The sequence below is a fragment of the Clostridium formicaceticum genome, from assembly GCF_001854185.1.
GTDB classification, from domain to species: domain Bacteria; phylum Bacillota; class Clostridia; order Peptostreptococcales; family Natronincolaceae; genus Andreesenella; species Andreesenella formicacetica.
Window position 1 is genome coordinate 1,710,865 of the sequence record NZ_CP017603.1, and the last position, 19,364, is coordinate 1,730,228.

Genomic DNA, 19,364 nt, shown 5'->3' on the forward strand with positions numbered 1-19,364 from the left:
TTTTGCACATATAAATATGCGCCCTTAGCTCAATCGGATAGAGTTGCAGACTTCGAATCTGAAGGTTGGGGGTTCGAGTCCCTCAGGGCGCGCCAGTTAAAATCATTGAAATTTCAACGAATGTTAGGAGTTTATACTTCTAACATTTTTTCGTTTTTTGCTAAACTTCTAACATTTTTCTAACATTGAAAAAAGCAGCCCCTCTCAGAGCTACTTTACCTTTCTAGAAAAAAGTTTTTCTTCTAACTTTTCAGCTGCCTCCTTTTGCATCTCCGGCAGAGCATGGGAGTAAATATCCATTGTAGTAGAAATCGTAGAGTGACCTAATCTTTCTTGAACAATTTTAGGATTGACCCCCATCTTCAATAGAAGGGTAGCGTGGGTATGTCTTAGATCATGGAAGCGGATCTTAGGAATGTCTAACTTATCTCTTAATTTTACAAACTCATTGGTGATATAGTCACAGGAGGTAGGTCTTCCATCAGGCCATGCACAAACAAAATCGAGATCTTGATATTCTTCCCCCAGCATCAGCTTGTTTTTAGCATGAAGTACTTTATACTGTTTCAATGTCTTTGCTACCATATCCAATAGGGCAATGGCCCTCCTGCTGCGATCTGTTTTAGTAGGAACTAAGGTTAGTTCTCCATTGATTCGCTGTAGGGAATTTTTAATATAAATCATCTTATTTTCATAATCTACATCACTCCACCTTAATCCTGCAATCTCTGCTCGGCGCATGCCTGTAGTGACGGCTAGAAAAACAGGAAGGTATACTTGCGTATCCTTGCAAGCGTTTAATAAGGTTTCAATGTGATTCTCATCCAGAATTTCCGTTTGGCTTTTATTTTTCTTAGGAGGCTCTACTGCATCACAGGGATTTCTGTTAAGAATTTGCCATTTTACTGCCTGTTTTAAAGCTTGTTTAAGAACTTTGTGGATGTAGAGGACTGTAGTAGTGCTTAAGTCACTTTCTAAGTTTAATTGAGTAGAGGGACTGAATTTCTGTGGGTTTTAGTTTCTGAAGCTTATGTTTACCCAGTAGGGGGACAATGTGATTGTGAATCGTCTCCTTATAGCCCCTAAAAGTATTATGCCGTACCTTATGCTCTGCGTAATCCTTTAGCCATTTGTTGAGATATTCCTCTAGGGTAATGTTATCACAGTCTACATAGGTCCCGGTATTTAACTGCTGCAGCACCTCAGACAACTTGGCCTGGGCTTCTTTTTTAGTTTTAAAGCCGGAAAACCATCTTTGCTTTCGTTTCCCTTTTTCATCATGCCCTACATCTACGGCAATGTACCATTTATTTCCCTTCTTTGTTACTGTACCCCTCATTTTTTTCTCCCCTTTCTAAACGTATGTTCGATACCAAATTTTAAAGAAAAGCCACAGTTTAAATGAAAAATTAATTATCTCATTCTTTTTATTAAATGTCCTTTTTAGTCTTGCACAGATTTTGACTATACTGTAAGTATGGTTGCCTGCCTGCAGCGGAAAGGAATCTTCTATGAAAAGAGAAAACTTTGAACGCAACCATAAAAATCTTACCTTTGATGAACGATTTTATATCGAAGGATGTCTTCAAGAAGGGCTAAATTTTACTGAAATTGCAGTTTTATTGAAACGTAATAGAAAAACAATAGCTAGGGAAATAAAAAACCGAAGATTCGCTAAGTGCAAAGACCCAAAGCTGAAAAAGAGCAAGTGTGCTTATTTAAAGACATGCAGTATAACAAACTTTTGTAATAATAGCTATTGTAAAAGAGATGTCCCATGTTCTAAATGCAAAATGCGTACTTGTTCACAGTATTGCGATAACTATGTCCCTGGGACTTGTCCTAAGCTTTTAAAGCCACCTTATGTTTGTAACGGATGTGCTTATCCTAGAACCTGTGGTTACGACAAGATGTATTATCGGGCTAGTTATGCAGATGACACCTATCATGATGCCATGTCTGTGTCAAGAAAGGGTATTGATTTATCACCTGAAGAGCTTTATGAGCTGGATAATCTTATATCACCCTTACTTCTTAAAGGACAGTCTATTGCACATGTTTATGCTACACATGCTGATGAAATTAAATGTTCTAAACGTACTCTATACAATTATGTAGATCAAGGTATCCTTAGGGTTCGAAACATTGATTTACCTAGAAAAGTACGTTACAAGCCAAGGAAGAAAAAGCAAAAGACAGTAAAGATTAACCAAGAGTACCGAGTTGGCCGTACTTATGAAGAATTTCTTGCTTTTACAGAAAAAAATCCTGAACTAAATGTAGTAGAGATGGATGTTGTAGAAGGGCAAAAAGGCGGCAAAGCATTGCTTACGCTTTTATTTAGGAACTGTAACCTGATGCTCATATTCCTAATAGATTCGGCATCACAAGAATGTGTAATCAATGTCTTTAATCACCTAAGGGAGGTTGTAGGGACGGAGGGATTTAAAAGATCATTTCCTGTTATTCTAACTGACAATGGTTCAGAATTTAAAGACCCTTGGTCCATAGAGCAGGATACTTATTCAGATACAAGAACTAGAGTATTTTATTGTGATCCCCATAAGGCCTACCAAAAGGCTAGACTGGAAAAAAATCATGAATTCATACGTTACATTCTGCCTAATTGTACATTATCTTTTTAATAGAAAAACGTCTACGTTGACGAATATGAAAATATGCTTTATGTCAGTAAAAGGCCTCATGGGTCAGCAAACCTTCAAAGAATCTGTAGGAAGTAGCTAAAAGCAGAAAATTCTTTGAAAATTTGCTCTTATGGGGTCTTATTGTTGCCAGTCCTTAGGTCCATCTCAAGGGCAAATCTGCCGCCATCGCCACAGACTATAGCATTTAGGGTAGAATCTAGGATAGAGCTGTAGACTGTTCTAGTGGCTGAGTCTAGCTTTCGGGTCTTACTCCAAAGCCTGCCTCTAGTGAAAGTAACGATGAAGATAGAGGCAGTAGGGTCATGTGGGGTCTATCTTTAGGGAAGAAGGAATTTCCCAGAATGGACATTTTTCGAATTGTGATAATTGTATAACCCATTACAATTTTTGGGTGCTAGATTAGTAGAGATCTAATAGGTGAGGTTAATAATTGCTAATTACTCAACATAAAATTTATAGAATCAAGAATTATGGAGGAGATGAAGTGAAGGCCAATTGTTGGTACTATAAAGAAATATGCCTCATTTATCACAATATACAATATTATCAGCAGATGATTATATTAAGCACAGATCCCTATCAAAGGATGTTTTATGAAGGTCTATTAAATAACGAAGTAAGACATCTGAATTATTGGCAAGGGTATGCTCAACAGCCTAATTATCCAAGTAATCAGGAAAGTGAAAGTACGTTATCCAATCAAAGAGAATTCACCCTTGAAGAGTTGACTCAGTATGATGGCTCTGGCGGGAGGCCTGCCTATGTTGCAGTAAATAGAATTGTCTACGATGTAAGCTTAGAAGCAACCTGGGGAGGAGGCACCCATTTTAGCTTGTATGCAGGAAGGGATTTAACTGGAGCTTTTATGGGATGTCATGGCGGTAGACCTGAGTTTTTAAGAAACTTACCACAAGTAGGGGTGTTAAAGTCATAGATTGGAGGGAGTTATTTGGATGGGATACTAAGCAACTGTCCAGTGATTAATTCAAAAACAATTACAGCTAGAAAGATAATGGATTTAGCAATAGAGAAAATCAAAAATGCTAGTATTAATAAAATTAATTTAATCTGGTTAGAAGCAACGGGGTGTGCAGGAAATATAATTTCTTTACTCAATGCAGAAAGCCCAGATGTAATTTATCTATTAGATCAGATGGTGACATTAAAATACAACAATAGTCTAATGGCTGCAGAGGGGGAGGCGGCTTTTCAGCAGTTTTTGGATACCTTAGACACGGAATTTATTCTAGTGGTAGAAGGAGCAGTAGCTACCAAGGATGATGGACGATACACTGTGATCGCCCGGTACAAAGGGGAACTGGTAACGGCCATGGAGGCAGTGAAAATGGCGGGGGAAAAGGCTAAGCACGTGGTGACAGTAGGAACTTGTGCCTCCTATGGAGGACCCTCTGCTGCCCGACCCAATCCTTCTCAAAGTGTCAGCGTGCCACAGGTTTTAAATCAGGAAGTGATCAGAGTACCAGGTTGTCCTAGCCACCCAGACTGGGCTATTGGAACAATTGCTAACCTCATCGCCTTTGGCGTACCAGCGTTAGATGCACAAAGTAGACCTATTATCTTTTATGGCATTACCATCCATGATCGCTGTACCAGGAGGTCTTATTTTGACAATGGCATCTTTGCCACAAAGCTAGGTGACCCAGAATGCATGTTTAAATTAGGGTGTCGAGGGCCTGTCACCAGAACCGATTGTCCTGTGAGGCAGTGGAATGGATATGTAAACTGGCCTATTGAAGACAACGCGCCTTGTATAGGTTGCGCCCAGGAAAGGTTTCCTGACGGGATGGAGCCCTTTGTTAGATATTAAAATAATATTTTGGAGGAAGCTATGGGAAGTAAAATTACTATCAACCCCATTACCCGAATAAGTGGATTTTTAGAAATCCAAGTAGAGGTTGAAAAAAATCAAATTATCAATGCCAGAAGTAGTGGTATGCTCTTTAGAGGCTTTGAAAAAATGCTAAGGGGAAGACCCCCTTTGGATGCCATCTATTTTACAGAAAGAATTTGTGGCATTTGCTCTACTGCCCATTCTATGGGATCTACTTTAGCCTTAGAAGATATATTAGACATCCGCCCCAATGAAAATGACAAGATGATTAGGGACTTTATGCATGGTTGTGAATTTCTTCAAAACCATTTAAGGCATTTCTACCAATACACCTTTCCAGACTTTGTACGGGGTCCAGAGATTCAACCTTTATACAATGCTACTCATAATGATTATAGACTACCAGAAAAATTGAATAGAGAGTTATCTAGGAGCTATTTAGAATCTCTTGAGTATAGTCGTTTAGCCCATGAAATGTTGGCTGTACTGGGAGGCAAAGCCCCCCACACCCATGGCATATTTGTAGGAGGTGTAACAGTAAACCTAGATGCGGCTAAATGGATTAAGGTCAAATCCATATTAGCTTCTATTAAAGAATTTGTGGTAGGACGAATGATCCCCGATGTCTATACCATTGCAGAATATTACCCTGATTATTTTGAAAATGGGGTAGGATATAAAAATCTCATGACCTATGGGATATTTGATACTTATGTAGAAAAAGACCTATTTTATGTAGCATCTCAGGTCTTCATCAATGGAGAGCTACAGGGGTTTAATCCTGAAAAAATAACTGAAAACATATATCGAGCTTGGTATGAGGCAAGGGAAATAGAACAAAGACCCACAGAGCTAACGGTAGAAGAAAATGTGTATAAAGAAAAAGCCTATAGTTGGATTAAAGCCCCACGGTATGAGGGATATCCCATGGAGGTCGGTCCCCTTGCGCGGATGTGGCTAAGTGGTGACTATAGCAATGGCATTTCAACGATGGACCGAACCATTGCTAGAGTGCTAGAGGTAAGAAAAATCATCGGAATCATGGAAGGTCTTTTGAAAGGGATGGAGCTTAAGCCCACCCAACAGGGGAGATATACGTTTTTAGGCGAAGCTAGGGGTAAGGGACTTACCGACACTACTAGAGGAGCGCTAGGTCACTGGGTCGCCACTGAAAATGCAAGTATTCAAAACTATGAGATTATTACTCCTAGTTCGTGGAATCTATCCCCAGAGGATTTGGAAGGGGTTAAAGGAGTAGTAGAAAAAGCATTGATTGGAACAACCATAGAAGATATGAAAAACCCTGTGGAAATAGGAAGAATTGTTAGATCCTTTGATCCCTGCGTTTCCTGTGCCACCCATGTACTAAGTGATGGCTATTCCCCGATACAGATTAGGATTGTATAAGATGGTTGTAAAATGTATTGGGATTGGCAATCGGATCATGGGGGATGATGGCATAGGAATCAGGGTAGCAGAGGAACTTTCATCACGGTTGAAACATATAGGCATAGAAGTAATAGTGGGTGAGGTAGATATTGATTATACCTTAAGCAAAATTGAAGATGGGGACTTTTTATTTATTATTGATGCAATGTATTTAAATGTAAAGCCAGGTATTGTAACCTTCACTCCTATCATCAAATCTATTACACAGCATCTTCAAGCTTATTCACAGCACCAACCAAATTTAATTCACCTTCTAAAGACCTATGGAAAATCAGTTGAAGGATTTATTATTGGGATTGAAGTGGAGGAGATTGATTTCAATTTAGAACTGAGTAACACATTGCAAACTAGACTCCCTCATATATGTGAGGAAGTGTATCAATTTATTTATCAAAACATAAGGAGGGTTTAAATTGCATGATACTTATTTATTAAACAAAATAGCACAATCTCTAAAGGACATATGTCAGGAACATAAACTTAAGAAAATAGAAGCCTTTACGTTGGTGGTGAGTCATCATAGTCATGTTAATGAAGAGAGCTTGGGAGAACACTTAGAGATTCATAGTAAGGAATTAATGGGAGATGATTTACGAATTAAGGTACGAAGAGAAGACATAGAGGAGCAGACAGCTATTATTCATAGTCTTCAAGGTGAGACCTTTGAACCATAACAATCGTCTTAATGATATCGGTGAAAGAAGGTATATGATAAAAATTTTTGGAATTGTACAAGGGGTAGGATACAGACCCTATATTTATAATCATGCTAAACTTTTTAACATTAAAGGTTGGGTTAGTAATCAGGGAAGTGCTGTCACTCTAGATATAGAGGGGGAAAAGGAAGCTATAAAAGGTTTTTTAATAAAAATTATTAAGAATCCCCCTAATCTATCCACAATAGAAAAGATAAAATTACTTCCGAAGGAATATAAGGGCTATATAGATTTTCAAATTAAGTCCAGTTCTTATGATGAAAAAGAGCTTAAATTTATTGGGATGGATGTAGCTACTTGTCACGAGTGTCTAGAAGAAATCTTTAATATCGATAATCCTAGGTATCATTATCCCTTTACAAACTGCACAACCTGTGGTCCTCGGTATTCTATTCTTAGGAAATTGCCCTATGATCGAAACCATACAACCATGGATACTTTTCAAATGTGCCCTAGCTGCAGGGGAGAATACAATGATCCAGGGGATAGGAGATTTCACGCTCAACCCAATTGTTGTCCAAATTGTGGACCCTCTTTAAGCTTATTGACGAATAAAGGAAGGGAAGTGCTATGCACCGATCCGATTGAGAAAACCATAGACCTTCTACATACAGGGAAAATAGTAGCTATTAAAGGCCTAGGAGGATATCATTTAGCCTGTGATGCTAAAAATCAAGAGGCTATAAAGACCTTGAGGAAAAGAAAAAATAGGCCCCATAAACCCTTTGCTCTTATGGTAAAGGATATAGAGATAGCAAGAAAACTATGCATGATCAATGAAATAGAAGAAAAAATTCTGTTAAGCAATAAAAGACCCATTGTTTTATTAGAAAAAAAGGGGTCTAAGACACTATCTGATGAAATTGCTCCTAACATAAAAAAACTGGGAGTGATACTTCCTTATACACCATTACATTATTTACTGTTTCAAGGGGCAATTACCATCCTTGTCATGACCAGTGGTAATGGAAGCAGTGCTCCAATACAATATGAAAATCATGAGGCGATTGAGAAGCTAGGAAGGATTGCTGATTATTTTCTAATACATAATCGCGACATACATATTCCAGTGGAGGACTCGGTTGTAAAGGTAGTAAATGACCAAGAAACTTTGGTAAGAAGGGCAAGAGGCTATACCCCCTTCACCCTTACAATCAATATCACTCAGGAAGCATTGGCCTTGGGAGCGGAGGAAAAAAGTACATTTTGTGCTGCTCAAAATCAATATGGGTATATGAGTCAGTATTTAGGAGACTTAAAGGATTTTGATACCTATGGGATCTATGAAAAAGCAATAGGAAATTTAGTAAGCCTATTGGGATTGAAGCCTAAAATAATCGCCCATGATTTTAACACAAGCTATCTATCCTCTCAATATGCAGAAACTTTAGCAGGGAAAAAGGTGGCAGTGCAACATCATCATGCCCATATGGTTAGTTGTATGGTAGAACACAATCTTTTTTGCCCCGTAATTGGGGTAGTTTTCGATGGAACAGGGCTAGGGACAGACGACAAAATATGGGGTGGAGAATTTTTTGTAGGCGCAAGGGAGAACTTCATTCGAGTAGGTCATTTAAAGTATGTGACTATTCATGGAGGAAATAAAGCAATCAAAGAACCCTGGAGAATTGCTATCAGCTATTTACATGCAATTAATTATAAGTATAAGAAGGTTTTAAGAGAGATAGATGAAAAAAGTATTCATACAGTCATACAGGCTTTAGAGCAAAACTTCAACTGTTTTGAAAGTTCTAGTGTGGGAAGGCTTTTTGACTGTGTGGCAGCCCTACTGAATCTACGACAACGAATTACCTACGATGCCCAGGCAGCCATTGAATTAGAGAATATTTTAGAACCTTCAGTTAAAGAATACTATTCCTATAATATAGGAGAAGAAAATGGAGTCTATCAAATTGATTATAAAAGTATTCTAATGGGAGTTTTAAAAGACATAGAAAAGGAAGTACATCCTTCTTCAATTTCGGCTAAATTTCATAATACCATAGGGAAGGTGACCCTAGAGTTGATCTCTAGAATAAAGGAAAGATACCATATAAACAGGGTAGTATTAAGCGGAGGGGTTTTTGAAAATACCTATCTATTGACTTATATAGTGAAGGGATTGGAGAAAAAAGACTGCGATGTCTATTATCATAGGCAAATTCCCACCAATGATAGTGGGATTGCAGTTGGACAGTTAGGGGTGGTAGCTGCAATAGAAGGGAAGGATTGATATGTGTATTGCTGTTCCTGGAGAAGTTATTAAATTATTTCATACCGAGGCGAGGGTAAAAATCATGGGAATAGAAACAATTGCTAATATACAATTAATAGATCATTTAAAGGTTGGAGAGCATGTATTAATTCATGCAGGATGTGCCATTGAAAAGATTGACAAAAGCTATTATGACGATTTGTTAGGTATATTTGAAAGTATGGTGGATGGAAATGAGAAGGAAGATGGATAAGGATTTGTTAACGGACTTAATTAATGAGGTTAATTCTATGGCCACAGAAGAAATAAAGATTATGGAGGTATGTGGTACCCACACCCAGATGATTGCTAAGCTGGGGTTGAAAACCCTGTTAGCCTCTAAAATAAAGCTTTTATCAGGGCCAGGATGCCCTGTCTGTGTAACGGAGGAAAAGTATATTGACTGGGCTATAGAAGTTTTAAATGGATTTAATGTAACGGTGGCTACTTTTGGAGATTTAATGAGGGTAAGGGGAATAAGGGGAAGTTTGCTGGAGGAGAAGGGCAAGGGGAAGGATGTAAGGATAATCTATTCACCTTTGGACCTAATTGAGATGGCAGAAAAGAACAGAGGAAAACAGATTGTTTTTCTTGGGGTAGGCTTTGAAACTACAGCCCCTATTATAGCCTTAGCAATTAAAACCACCTCTGAAAGAGGAATTGACAACCTATATTTTCTCACCTCCATTAAGCTAATGCCACCGATCCTCCATTATATTTTGAAGGAGTCTCAAAATCAGATCCATGGATTCATCTGTCCAGGTCATGTGGCTACCATCAAGGGAGCTGATTATTTTAAATTTATAAATAGAGAGTACCATGTTCCAGCTGCCGTATGTGGATTTGAGGCTATTGATATTGTAGCAGGGATATATTATTTGGTGAAACAGATTACCCAAAAGAAGGAAGAGGCCTTTCAAAATCTGTATAAAAGATGTGTAAGCTTTCAAGGGAATACCACTGCCAATCTGTTGATTGGGGAGGTATTCAACATTTTAGAGGGAGAGTGGAGGGGAATTGGTAACATACAAAACTCTTCCTTAGAGATTAATGAAAAATATGCTAGATTCGATGCAAGGAAGGTATTTGTGGTAGAAAGACAACAGGTAAAAGCCAGTATGGGCTGTGATTGTAAGGATATTTTATTGGGAAAGAAGACACCACAGGAATGTAAACTTTTTAAGGAAGGGTGTAACCCAATGAACCCCCATGGCCCCTGTATGGTGTCCACAGAAGGAGCTTGTGCTATTGCCTATCGGTATGGGGAGGAAGTATAGAATGGAGAAAATAGTGATGCTCCGTCATGGAGACGGTGGAAAACATACAAACTTACTTATTAGGGATATTTTTTATAAGCATTTTCATAACGATATATTAGTAAATTCTCTGGATGCTTCTATATTTGAAGTAAATCAAGAGAGACTGGCTTTTACAACAGATTCCTTTGTTGTAAAGCCTCTGGTGTTTCCAGGGGGAGACATTGGTAAATTAGCTGTCAGTGGTACCATAAATGACCTAGTTACAGCAGGAGCCAGGCCGCTATATTTAAGCTGTAGCTTTATCATCGAAGAGGGCTTTGACATGAAACTGCTTGAGAAAATTGCAGCCTCCATGGGAGAGACATGTAGAAAAGCGGGAGTGAAAATAATCACAGGAGATACAAAGGTGGTGGAGAAAGGGGCGGTGGATGGGGTCTTCATCAACACCTCAGGAATAGGCGTAGTTCAGGCTGCGTATCAACCAAAAGCGATTCAAGAGGGTGATCAAATTATTATAACTGGAGGAATTGCCCAGCATGGCACTACTATATCAGTGGAACGATATGGAATAAAAGTAGAAGGAAATATAAAAAGCGATTGTGGACCATTAAATCATATCTTTGAAAAGCTGCAGCCGTATATGGGAAGTATTAAGTTAATGAAGGACCCTACCAGAGGAGGTTTGGCAACTGCCTTAAATGAAATCCTAGAGGTATCAGGAAGCGAAATTCAGCTATTAGAAAAGGCTATTCCTATAGCTGGGGAAGTGAAATCTATCAATGAGCTATTGGGGTTAGATCCTCTATATCATGCCTGTGAGGGTAGGATGATCATCGTAGTTGACAAGCAGAAGGCTGGAGAGATATTAGAGGAAGTTCGAAGATGTGAAGACTGTGAAGATGCAGCAATCATTGGTAGCTTTGCTCCCACTGGCCTATCCCCAAAAGTAGTGATGGAAACAGTTATTGGTGGTAGGAGAATTGTTGGTTCGTTAGAGGGAAATATGCTACCAAGGATATGCTAATAAAAAATAGAGAAAGTGTAGAGAATAGGCTATAAAATGCCATAAGACTCTACACTTTTTTGATTTATATGGGACAAAATTCTTTTAATATTTAGTACCCATGATGTTTTTCAGCATCTGCTTTCGTTCTATGAATTGTACCCCGAGGATGTTCAGGCGGAGCATAAATAGAGTACAATTTCAGAGGTGTACATCCTGTATTAATCAAATTGTGCCATTTACCAGCAGGGATAAATATCGCATAATCATCATAGACTTCTGCTTTAAAATCTAACTGATCTTTTCTATCTCCCATCATAACAATTCCCTGGCCTTCTTCAATACGTATGAATTGATCATGGTCTTCATGAATTTCTAAACCTATATCATCACCAACATTAATACTCATTAGGGTAAGCTGCAGGTATTCACCTGTCCATAAAGCGATCCGGTAAAAATCATTTTGTTTGGTAGCCTCTTCAATATTAACCACATAGGGACATGGGCCATAATCCTTTAACTGAATAGGCTGTCTTCCATAGTCAGGATGATGCATCGGTAGGTGTCCCCAATAAGGGTATTGATAGGGACTATAGCTATTATATGGATAATAGGGGTTATATATTGATGGATAAGGGCGTGGATATGGTGGGTATCCATTATTCACATTGATCACTCCTTTCACTGCTTTGCTAATATTATATGATATATCTTCATGAGAGGTGTTTAGATTCGTAGAAGATTAGTACAGAATACCTTATAATATATTTTTATTGAATTTCTATTACAGTTGTATGCTTAGAGATGTGTATGGAAATTATATTGAAGAAGAAGCTTTATATAATGAAGCATTGATAAAGGAAGATGAAGTAATAGTTAAGAACTTGCAACGAAAATCCAAAGAAATAGATTCACCTAGTACTATTAAAATATTTCCTTTATATGGTTGTAAAAGGTGTTATGGCATGATATAATTCTTTTATAATTAAATGGCGATGGAGTTCGCCCTTAACCACTGAAATTCAGTTGATGACTCCTGTAAAACAATCGATATCGATTGTTTTACAGGAGTTTTTTGTATTTGAAGGTTTGATTGAGTTTGGTGGATAGGAAAAAGCACTATCATTAATAATAAATAGGAGGGGTTTACGTGGCGTTTAGTTTGGCTATGATCATTTTATTGGGTTTATTGTTCAATCAATTGTTTACAAAAATGAAGCTTCCAGGATTACTGGGAATGTTGGTGTTGGGGGTGTTGATTGGTCCCTATGGATTAGATTGGTTAGATGAAAGTATATTGCTTATTTCGGGAGATTTGAGAAAAATTGCTTTAATTGTTATTTTAATTCGAGCAGGTTTTGGTATTAATCGAGATACTTTAAATAAGATAGGTATACCTGCTTTAAAATTGAGTTGTATCCCAGGAATTTTTGAAGGATTAACAGTCATGTTGGTGGGAGGATATCTTCTTGGTATTAGCAGGGTAGAGGCAGGTATGTTAGGATTTATCCTTGCTGCTGTATCACCGGCGGTTATTGTACCTTCAATGCTTTCATTTATTGAAAGAGGCAAGGGAGAAGAAAAAGGAATTCCCACACTAATACTGGCAGGAGCTTCCGTAGATGATGTCGTTGCAATCACGATTTTTTCTAGTTTTGTAGGCATGTATGGGGGGCAAAATATTAATTTTATAAGACAATTACTAAACATTCCTTTATCTATTGTGATAGGAATAGCTTTGGGTGCTGTTTTAAGCATACTATTACTTTATATCTTTAATCATTTTCATATTAGAAATACGAAGAAGGTATTAATGATTTTGGCTTCAGCAATTATCCTAACTGGACTGGAGGATATACTCAATGACACTGTGCCTATTGCAGCTTTATTAGGTGTGATGGTAATTGGATTTGTGATTTTAGAAAAGAAAGAGGCTTTGGCTAAGGAATTGTCTAATAAATTTAATAAGATATGGGTTTTTGCTGAAATTATCTTATTTGTTTTAGTAGGTGCCCAGGTAAATATCTATCTTGCAGCAGAAACTGGGTGGATTGGTTTGGTGATTATTGCTATAGGTCTTATGGCAAGGTCCTTTGGTGTATACTTATCGCTTTTAGGAACAAATCTTTCAACAAAAGAGAGGGGATTTTGTGTTGTTGCCTATATACCAAAAGCAACGGTACAGGCAGCGATTGGAGCAGTGCCATTGTCTATTGGGGCACCTGCAGGAGAAATGATATTGGCATTGGCTGTATTGGCTATTGTTGTGACGGCACCTATAGGAGCGATTGCCATTAAGGTAACGGGAGAGAGGGTTTTGGAAGAAAAGTTATAGTTTCTGCTGAGGATAAAGTTTAAAGATTGTTAAAATACCCATCCTATCTTAGCATAGGTTAAAACATTAGAGTATAAATAAATTCCCTTCAATACATAATAAAACCATAAATGGCGAAGGGAGGAAAAATATGGAGGATAAAAATAACGAAAGTTCCCTTTCTAAAAACTTTAGTGAGAATATTAATTACCTCCTAAAGGAATTACGTATAGAAAAGAATTTTGATGTAGTTCACCGTAAGTTAGAGTATGGCAATAAAAAATTTGGGTTGTTTTTTATAGATGGATTTGCAAATGCTGAAGTAATGCTTGAAATTATGAAGGAACTTAAAAAAATTTCACCGAATGCCCTTTATAAAGATGCCATTCAAAAACTAGTTCAACAATTCATTCCTCATATAGAAGTTGAAACTAGTAAAGATTTAGAAGAAGTAATTTCACAGGTATTGTCGGGACAAGCTGCATTTATTGTAGAAGGCTACGATGAAGCGATTTTAGTAGATATACGTGAATATCCAGCCCGTTCTCCTGAAGAGCCTGATATTGAAAGGGTAGTAAGGGGCCCAAGGGATGGGTTTGTAGAAACTATTGTGTTTAATGCTGCTTTAATTCGCAGAAAAATAAGGGATCGATCTTTAGTGATGGAACATTTTACTGTAGGAAGACGTTCTAAAACTGATGTTATTGTGGCCTACTTAGATAGCGTAGCAGACAAGCATCTTGTAGAAGAAATAGCAGAAAAAATTAACGACATTCGCATTGATGGTTTACCTATGGAGGAAAAGTCCCTAGAGGAATTTATCTTTGGACGGCATTATAACCCATATCCAATGGTTAGGTATACTGAACGAGCCGATACATGTGGCGTGCATCTTAAGGAAGGGCATATATTGATTTTAGTTGATGGCTCCCCCAGTGTCATGATTTGTCCAACAACTTTTTGGCATCATCTTCAGCATGCGGAGGAATATCGGCAAAAACCAATTGTAGGAATATTTTTACGCTGGGTTCGTTTCGTAGCCATATTGGCATCTTTATTTTTGCTTCCATTATGGTATGTTTTAGCAGAAAACCCTCAGTTACTACCAGAATCTATAAAATTTATAGGTCCTGAAAAAACAGGAAATATTCCATTGTTTTGGCAATTTTTTCTTGCTGAAATTGGTATTGAAATCCTTAGAATGGCAGCGATCCATACCCCAAATGCCTTAGCTACTGCCCTTGGCTTGGTGGCAGCCATACTGATTGGAGAGGTTGCCATTAATGTAGGTTTATTTGCGGAGGAGGTTATTCTTTATTTAGCCATCGCTGCCATGAGTACCTTTGCTACACCTAGTTATGAACTAAGTTTAGCCAATCGGATTTTTAGGCTTGTGTTTTTAATAGTAGGAGCAGTATTAGGTATCTATGGGTTAATAGGGGCTGTTATCCTATGGTTCATTTTACTGGCAACAACAAAGTCTTTGAATGTACCTTATTTATGGCCATTAGTACCCTTAAATATAAGGGCTTTAATAGATTTTTTATTTAGAATTCCTGTACCGCTCAAAAAACAGAGGCCTAGCATTTTAAATACACAGGATGATACAAAAAGTTAAAAACTTTTCCTTAATAACAACCTTCTGTAAGTAAAGCTGACATTATAAATAAAAAAACACTCGTCAGCTTTACTTAATACTTGTTTTATATTTATTGAAAAAGAACTGTACGGGTGATTTGCTATCAGTATTTCTGATATGTGGGGTGCTTTAACGGTTTGATGCTTACACTCCATAATCAACGAATCGAGAAAAATGTTTTCCTCAACTAATTTTGAAATTATTCAAATTAAACAATTTCAGATGCAAGGTTTTTGTAGACCAATAGCTCAATATCTTGAATGCGTTTTTTGTCTAGCTTCTTCAGCCAATCAATAAAAGCTTTTTCCCAATCATATTTAAATGTAATAGGTTTAGAGAGAAAAGTAGAAAGTTTCTCTTCTCCTTTTAGCATATACTCCTTAAAACCACTAATGGCTAAGATGCAAAGTTCTAGATTCCCCAAGGTATCGAAAACATAGTCATACTCTTTTTCATAAAAACAGTCTGTTTTCAATAAATCAAGAAAATCATCTAAAGAATTAACGTATTTATTTAATAAAATTACTTTATCTTCAACGGTAGCACATTCTAATATTTTTTTGTGTACAAGTCTAAAAAATCTATTATTCATTTTATGTCTCGGGTCTAAAATGACTCTTTCTCTGTGGTGAGTGGTTTCTTCTAATACAATCATATTTGCAAGGTGACCTTGAGGTAACGCATTATTTAGACGCTCTACCATATTCTCCGAATAGCGATAGATTAAATCAATAAGATTAGCGTTCGTGATTTCTAAAGCCGTTATTATTCTATCTAAGAGGCTGAAAATAAGTGTTTTTATCTTAAATTTGTCCAGCAGATTTAGCTTTTCTTCAATCATTTGAAGTTCTATAGTTGAAATTAGAAGATTTTCATAGCTTTTATCTAATAATGTTAAAAAGACAATATTATTGAATATAAGCTCAAATAAGTTGATAGGTACTTTTTCGTAATTTTGACCAATTGACTTTCCATAGGATTGAAGTATTCTGGTTATATTTTTAGCACTGAAGTTACAACAAAAGGCATTTTCTAATGCAAAGGCTTCAAGATATTTTCTGATGTAAGTGATTCCTTTTGTCGTCATGTCATTAAAAACTAAGGGGTAGTCTAGATCACTTGAAGTACTATGTGCTGAAAAAATTATATCATAGTTTAGAAAAAAATTTGGTATTGCCTCTGTGAAGGTTTCGTTATAGACGACATTTGGCACTTTTACACGTTTTGCTTCGACAGCTTGGTACAATTTTTTTGTGTCTTCTACATAGTCCTTTGCATAGGACATTGCCTCTTTGTATAGGGTTTTGATGTTGCATGATTCTAAATGACAGATAGCATCCTCTGGATTAGGATATTTCATCAAAAAAAGATCTAGGACATAGAGGATGGATTTCATCAAACCTTCGGCTGTTGCAACTTTTAAAGTAGAGCTCTCTCCTTTTGTGTACATTCTCATAACTTCTTTAAGAATTTCCATTACATCAAAGGGAATGCTCCTGGAAATTTCTGCGCTTAATAGTCCTCTTTGAGTGCCTTCCTGCATTAGGGAAACTAAATATTGGTCTTTATCTAACTTTTTTTTATCAATCCCTACGATTTCTCCCATAATAGATCCTCCTAACTATTTTGTTAAGCTTCATTCTTCCTCCATATCTAGATCAATGTCTTGCTCATCCTCGTCTCCAAATTTGTACTGCTTTATAATCTTTTCTGTTTCCCTACCTTGTAAAAGATCCAAAGCACCAAAACAATTATTATTATATAAATCTGCAAGCTTTTCAATCAATTCATCATCGCCTATGTTATCGTCTAGCTCATTTTTTAAATGATGAAACAACGTTTGAATTTCCATAATGGTATCTGCATAATCAGTTTGTTGAAGATAAGGAGATGAGCAAAACTGCGTGATTATTTTCTGAGTGATTTCATTATCTACCTCAACTCGTTCATACTCCTTCAAAATGGCATTTCGATTCATTATAATTTCCTGTGAATCCTGTGGCGATAGATATAATCCAAAACTTTCTGAAATCGCATTTGTACACATAATTTCATGGATCATATCCTCGATAAAAGACACACCAGTTTTAGAAAAGATGTCAAGAAAGTTCATAAAAATTCCCTCCTGAAAAATTTTAAAAAAATATTGACAAATTCTAAAAAATGTGATATAATAAAATAGAATAAGTGTAAGTAAATTGCAATAGGGTGTAATTACTATTATACACTCTATTAAATAATACGTCAATCTCTAAAATACTTATTGAATGCTGGAATTAAATGTAAATATTAAAATATATTAATTAAGATAAAAAACCTCTATAAGGAAGTTTTCCGATAGAGGTTTTTTATCTTAATTTTGTTTTAGGGTGAAGACCCCACTCCGCCTGATTCTCCGATGTTTCGGTTTGCTGGAACGAGCTCACAGATTGGCAACTGTGAAAATTAAGCTGAGGAATATGATTGATGTAGAATATGGCGTAGATGAGAATACCGAACAAGAAGAAATGCCAACTTCAGATTCAGGCCAAACATCAGCAGGGTTTGAAGACGGAGAGCATCAAATGGACGTAGATGTTAAACAAGAGGATTCTTTATAGAGAGGAGTATTTTTATGAGGGTATTACGCGATTTATGCTAGTCACTTAAAAAGTGCAAAATGATAGTAAGTAAAGCTGACTAGTAGCTATTTACAATGTCAGCTTTACCTGCAATCCTATCTTATCAACCCAACGATAAATCCCAGTTACCATTCCTAAACAGTTCAACCTTATTACCATTCTTTTCATAGGCGGTAATATTAAGTTCTGTCCCCCCCACCATAAAGTCCACGTGGATTAGACTGAAGTTTGCACCCTTGGCGGTTAATTCCTCCTGCGTCATTTCAGAACCGTTTTTCATCGTATAAGGATAGGCTCTGCCTAAAGCAAAGTGGACTGAAGCATTCTCATCAAATAATGTATTGTTAAAAAGTATTCCCGTATTGGATATAGGTGAGTTGTTTTCAACCAATGCAACTTCTCCTAAATATTTGGCACCTTCATCATTTTCCATTAACTTTGCTAAAACCTCGTAGCCCTTCTCTGCATAGAAATCAACCACTTTGCCATCTTTAAAGGTAAATCCAAAGTCATCCACAAGTTTTCCGTTCAAGCTAAGGGGTTTGGTGGCTTTTAAGGTACCGTTAACCTTGAGATAATGAGGGGTAGTGAACACTTCCTCAGTAGGAATATTGGCAACAAAGGGGTCACCATTTTCGCTTTCTTTAGATCCGCCCATCCAAAAATGATCATCTGCTAGATAGACTTCTAAGTCTGTTCCAGGGCTTTGAAATACTAGTTTTTCAAATTGTTTTTCATTTAAAAAGTTTCTATACTTTTTAAGGTTACTATCATGTATTTGCCATGCTTTTATGGGATCTTCTTGGTCAATGCGCGTTGCTTCAAAGATTTTTTTCCATAAGTTTTCCATAGCGGCTTTTTCTTCTAGATCTGGGAATACACTTTTTGCCCACGCTGCTGAGGGCATAGCAATGATAGACCATTTTGTTATACCAGTCATTCTGTATTTCATGATAGGGGATGCTGCGAGAGAAGCAGATTTTTGACTTCTGGCAACTAAATCACTATCAATGTCCTTTAATAACTCCGGATCTGGTGCAGAAATGAAAAGATGATGATAATTGTCTTTATACATGGCCTCTAAGGAATCAACCTTCCACTGGGGAAAGTTATCAAAAACATAGTCTTTTCCATACTTAAATCGAATTAAACTCATTTCATCATCTGACAACTGAAACTCCACATGCTTTGCACCGGCTTCGTAGGCTTTTTTCATTACAAGTCTTGCAAGTGGTAAAGTTTCGGTGTTTCCGCCGATGAGCAAACCTTCTTTTTCTTTTAGATTAATTCCAACCTTTATAGCAAGCTCAGCGTATTTTTCAAGCTTATGATCAAAGTTTGACATAATACCCCTCCTCCAAAAAAAATTTGTTATGTAATGCTTATATTTTACCACAATTTTTAATTTTTAGTTTCCCGCTTAGTTTTTTGTTAAAAGTTTTCACGGGAATAATGGTTCTGTTTGAAATAAATGATATGGGAGCATACAAAAGTATACAGGAGGATTACTAAGGATACTTTATTACATCATGGGAGGTGTAAAGACAGATAGGCTGTTGTAAAATTAAGGTAAATTCTCCTCTTTGACCCA

At 36.9% G+C, this 19,364-nt stretch carries 20 protein-coding genes, 1 tRNA gene and 1 riboswitch; of the genes, 15 read left to right on the forward strand and 6 right to left on the reverse strand.

Annotation, left to right across the window (positions count from 1 at the left end; translation table 11 throughout):
• The first annotated feature begins 18 nt into the window (after window positions 1-18).
• Window positions 19-95: transfer RNA gene (locus BJL90_RS07950), tRNA-Arg, on the forward strand.
• Between the two features lie 115 nt (window positions 96-210).
• Here BJL90_RS07950 and BJL90_RS22515 read toward each other — a convergent pair.
• On the reverse strand, window positions 211-942 hold the full coding sequence (locus BJL90_RS22515; RefSeq protein WP_205684308.1) for a tyrosine-type recombinase/integrase: 732 nt from the start codon (window positions 940-942) through the stop codon (window positions 211-213).
• Between the two features lie 25 nt (window positions 943-967).
• Entirely contained in the window at window positions 968-1,339 is a 372-nt protein-coding gene (locus BJL90_RS22520) for a tyrosine-type recombinase/integrase (RefSeq protein ID WP_070966293.1), read from the reverse strand.
• Between the two features lie 172 nt (window positions 1,340-1,511).
• On the opposite strand from BJL90_RS22520, the gene BJL90_RS07965 reads away from it, so the two are divergent.
• The 10 genes from BJL90_RS07965 to hypE all read left to right on the forward strand — a co-directional run bounded on the left by BJL90_RS07965 (window position 1,512) and on the right by hypE (window position 11,220).
• Window positions 1,512-2,645, forward strand: a complete 1,134-nt coding sequence (locus BJL90_RS07965; protein ID WP_070966297.1) for an IS30 family transposase — start codon at window positions 1,512-1,514, stop codon at window positions 2,643-2,645.
• A 451-nt stretch (window positions 2,646-3,096) separates the two neighbouring features.
• Window positions 3,097-3,600 (forward strand): cytochrome b5 domain-containing protein, encoded by a 504-nt coding sequence (locus BJL90_RS07970; RefSeq protein WP_236905044.1) that lies wholly within the window; start codon window positions 3,097-3,099, stop codon window positions 3,598-3,600.
• A gap of 15 nt (window positions 3,601-3,615) precedes the next feature.
• A complete protein-coding gene (locus BJL90_RS07975; protein ID WP_472235339.1) occupies window positions 3,616-4,494 on the forward strand; it encodes a hydrogenase small subunit in 879 nt (292 codons plus the stop codon).
• 21 nt (window positions 4,495-4,515) lie between these two features.
• Window positions 4,516-5,925 carry a nickel-dependent hydrogenase large subunit gene (locus BJL90_RS07980; protein ID WP_070966299.1) on the forward strand — a complete coding sequence of 470 codons (1,410 nt, stop codon included), beginning with the start codon at window positions 4,516-4,518 and terminating at the stop codon, window positions 5,923-5,925.
• 1 nt (window position 5,926) lies between these two features.
• Window positions 5,927-6,379: a hydrogenase maturation protease gene (locus BJL90_RS07985; protein WP_081561897.1), complete on the forward strand. Its 453-nt coding sequence runs from the start codon at window positions 5,927-5,929 to the stop codon at window positions 6,377-6,379.
• Between the two features lies 1 nt (window position 6,380).
• Window positions 6,381-6,641: a hypothetical protein gene (locus BJL90_RS07990; RefSeq protein ID WP_070966301.1), complete on the forward strand. Its 261-nt coding sequence runs from the start codon at window positions 6,381-6,383 to the stop codon at window positions 6,639-6,641.
• Window positions 6,622-8,916 (forward strand): carbamoyltransferase HypF, encoded by a 2,295-nt coding sequence (gene hypF / locus BJL90_RS07995; RefSeq protein WP_236905045.1) that lies wholly within the window; start codon window positions 6,622-6,624, stop codon window positions 8,914-8,916. The genes BJL90_RS07990 and hypF overlap by 20 nt, the downstream gene beginning before the upstream one ends.
• Before the next feature lies 1 nt (window position 8,917).
• Window positions 8,918-9,151: a HypC/HybG/HupF family hydrogenase formation chaperone gene (locus BJL90_RS08000; RefSeq protein ID WP_070966304.1), complete on the forward strand. Its 234-nt coding sequence runs from the start codon at window positions 8,918-8,920 to the stop codon at window positions 9,149-9,151.
• The gene (gene hypD / locus BJL90_RS08005) at window positions 9,132-10,214 is read left to right on the forward strand and encodes a hydrogenase formation protein HypD (protein WP_236905046.1); all 1,083 of its coding nucleotides are present in this window, start codon (window positions 9,132-9,134) and stop codon (window positions 10,212-10,214) included. The genes BJL90_RS08000 and hypD overlap by 20 nt, the downstream gene beginning before the upstream one ends.
• A 1-nt stretch (window position 10,215) precedes the next feature.
• Window positions 10,216-11,220, forward strand: a complete 1,005-nt coding sequence (hypE, locus tag BJL90_RS08010) for a hydrogenase expression/formation protein HypE (protein WP_070966307.1) — start codon at window positions 10,216-10,218, stop codon at window positions 11,218-11,220.
• Between the two features lie 91 nt (window positions 11,221-11,311).
• Here hypE and BJL90_RS08015 read toward each other — a convergent pair whose 3' ends face one another.
• Window positions 11,312-11,866 (reverse strand): cupin domain-containing protein, encoded by a 555-nt coding sequence (locus tag BJL90_RS08015; protein WP_472235342.1) that lies wholly within the window; start codon window positions 11,864-11,866, stop codon window positions 11,312-11,314.
• A 127-nt stretch (window positions 11,867-11,993) separates the two neighbouring features.
• On the opposite strand from BJL90_RS08015, the gene BJL90_RS08020 reads away from it, so the two are divergent.
• The 3 genes from BJL90_RS08020 (at window position 11,994) to BJL90_RS08030 (ending at window position 15,131) form a co-directional block, all read left to right on the forward strand.
• Window positions 11,994-12,173, forward strand: a complete 180-nt coding sequence (locus BJL90_RS08020; RefSeq protein WP_156778739.1) for a hypothetical protein — start codon at window positions 11,994-11,996, stop codon at window positions 12,171-12,173.
• An 8-nt stretch (window positions 12,174-12,181) separates the two neighbouring features.
• A riboswitch (Fluoride riboswitch) is annotated at window positions 12,182-12,245 on the forward strand.
• A 104-nt stretch (window positions 12,246-12,349) separates the two neighbouring features.
• Window positions 12,350-13,534 carry a cation:proton antiporter gene (locus BJL90_RS08025; protein ID WP_070966315.1) on the forward strand — a complete coding sequence of 395 codons (1,185 nt, stop codon included), beginning with the start codon at window positions 12,350-12,352 and terminating at the stop codon, window positions 13,532-13,534.
• A gap of 130 nt (window positions 13,535-13,664) precedes the next feature.
• Window positions 13,665-15,131 carry a spore germination protein gene (locus BJL90_RS08030; RefSeq protein ID WP_070966318.1) on the forward strand — a complete coding sequence of 489 codons (1,467 nt, stop codon included), beginning with the start codon at window positions 13,665-13,667 and terminating at the stop codon, window positions 15,129-15,131.
• Between the two features lie 229 nt (window positions 15,132-15,360).
• Here the strand turns inward: BJL90_RS08030 and BJL90_RS08035 are convergent, their stop codons facing one another.
• Together BJL90_RS08035 and BJL90_RS08040 are read right to left on the reverse strand one after the other, a co-directional pair.
• Window positions 15,361-16,758, reverse strand: coding sequence for a DUF6179 domain-containing protein (locus BJL90_RS08035; protein WP_070966320.1), 1,398 nt, complete (start codon window positions 16,756-16,758; stop codon window positions 15,361-15,363).
• Window positions 16,759-16,788: 30 nt separating this feature from the next.
• A complete protein-coding gene (locus tag BJL90_RS08040) occupies window positions 16,789-17,265 on the reverse strand; it encodes a DUF6323 family protein (protein ID WP_070966324.1) in 477 nt (158 codons plus the stop codon).
• Window positions 17,266-17,581: 316 nt separating this feature from the next.
• Here BJL90_RS08040 and BJL90_RS21860 point away from each other — a divergent pair, with 316 nt between their 5' ends.
• On the forward strand, window positions 17,582-17,752 hold the full coding sequence (locus tag BJL90_RS21860; protein ID WP_156894486.1) for a hypothetical protein: 171 nt from the start codon (window positions 17,582-17,584) through the stop codon (window positions 17,750-17,752).
• Between the two features lie 124 nt (window positions 17,753-17,876).
• Here the strand turns inward: BJL90_RS21860 and BJL90_RS08045 are convergent, their stop codons facing one another.
• Window positions 17,877-19,118 (reverse strand): aminopeptidase, encoded by a 1,242-nt coding sequence (locus BJL90_RS08045; protein WP_070966327.1) that lies wholly within the window; start codon window positions 19,116-19,118, stop codon window positions 17,877-17,879.
• Between the last annotated feature and the right edge of the window lie 246 nt (window positions 19,119-19,364).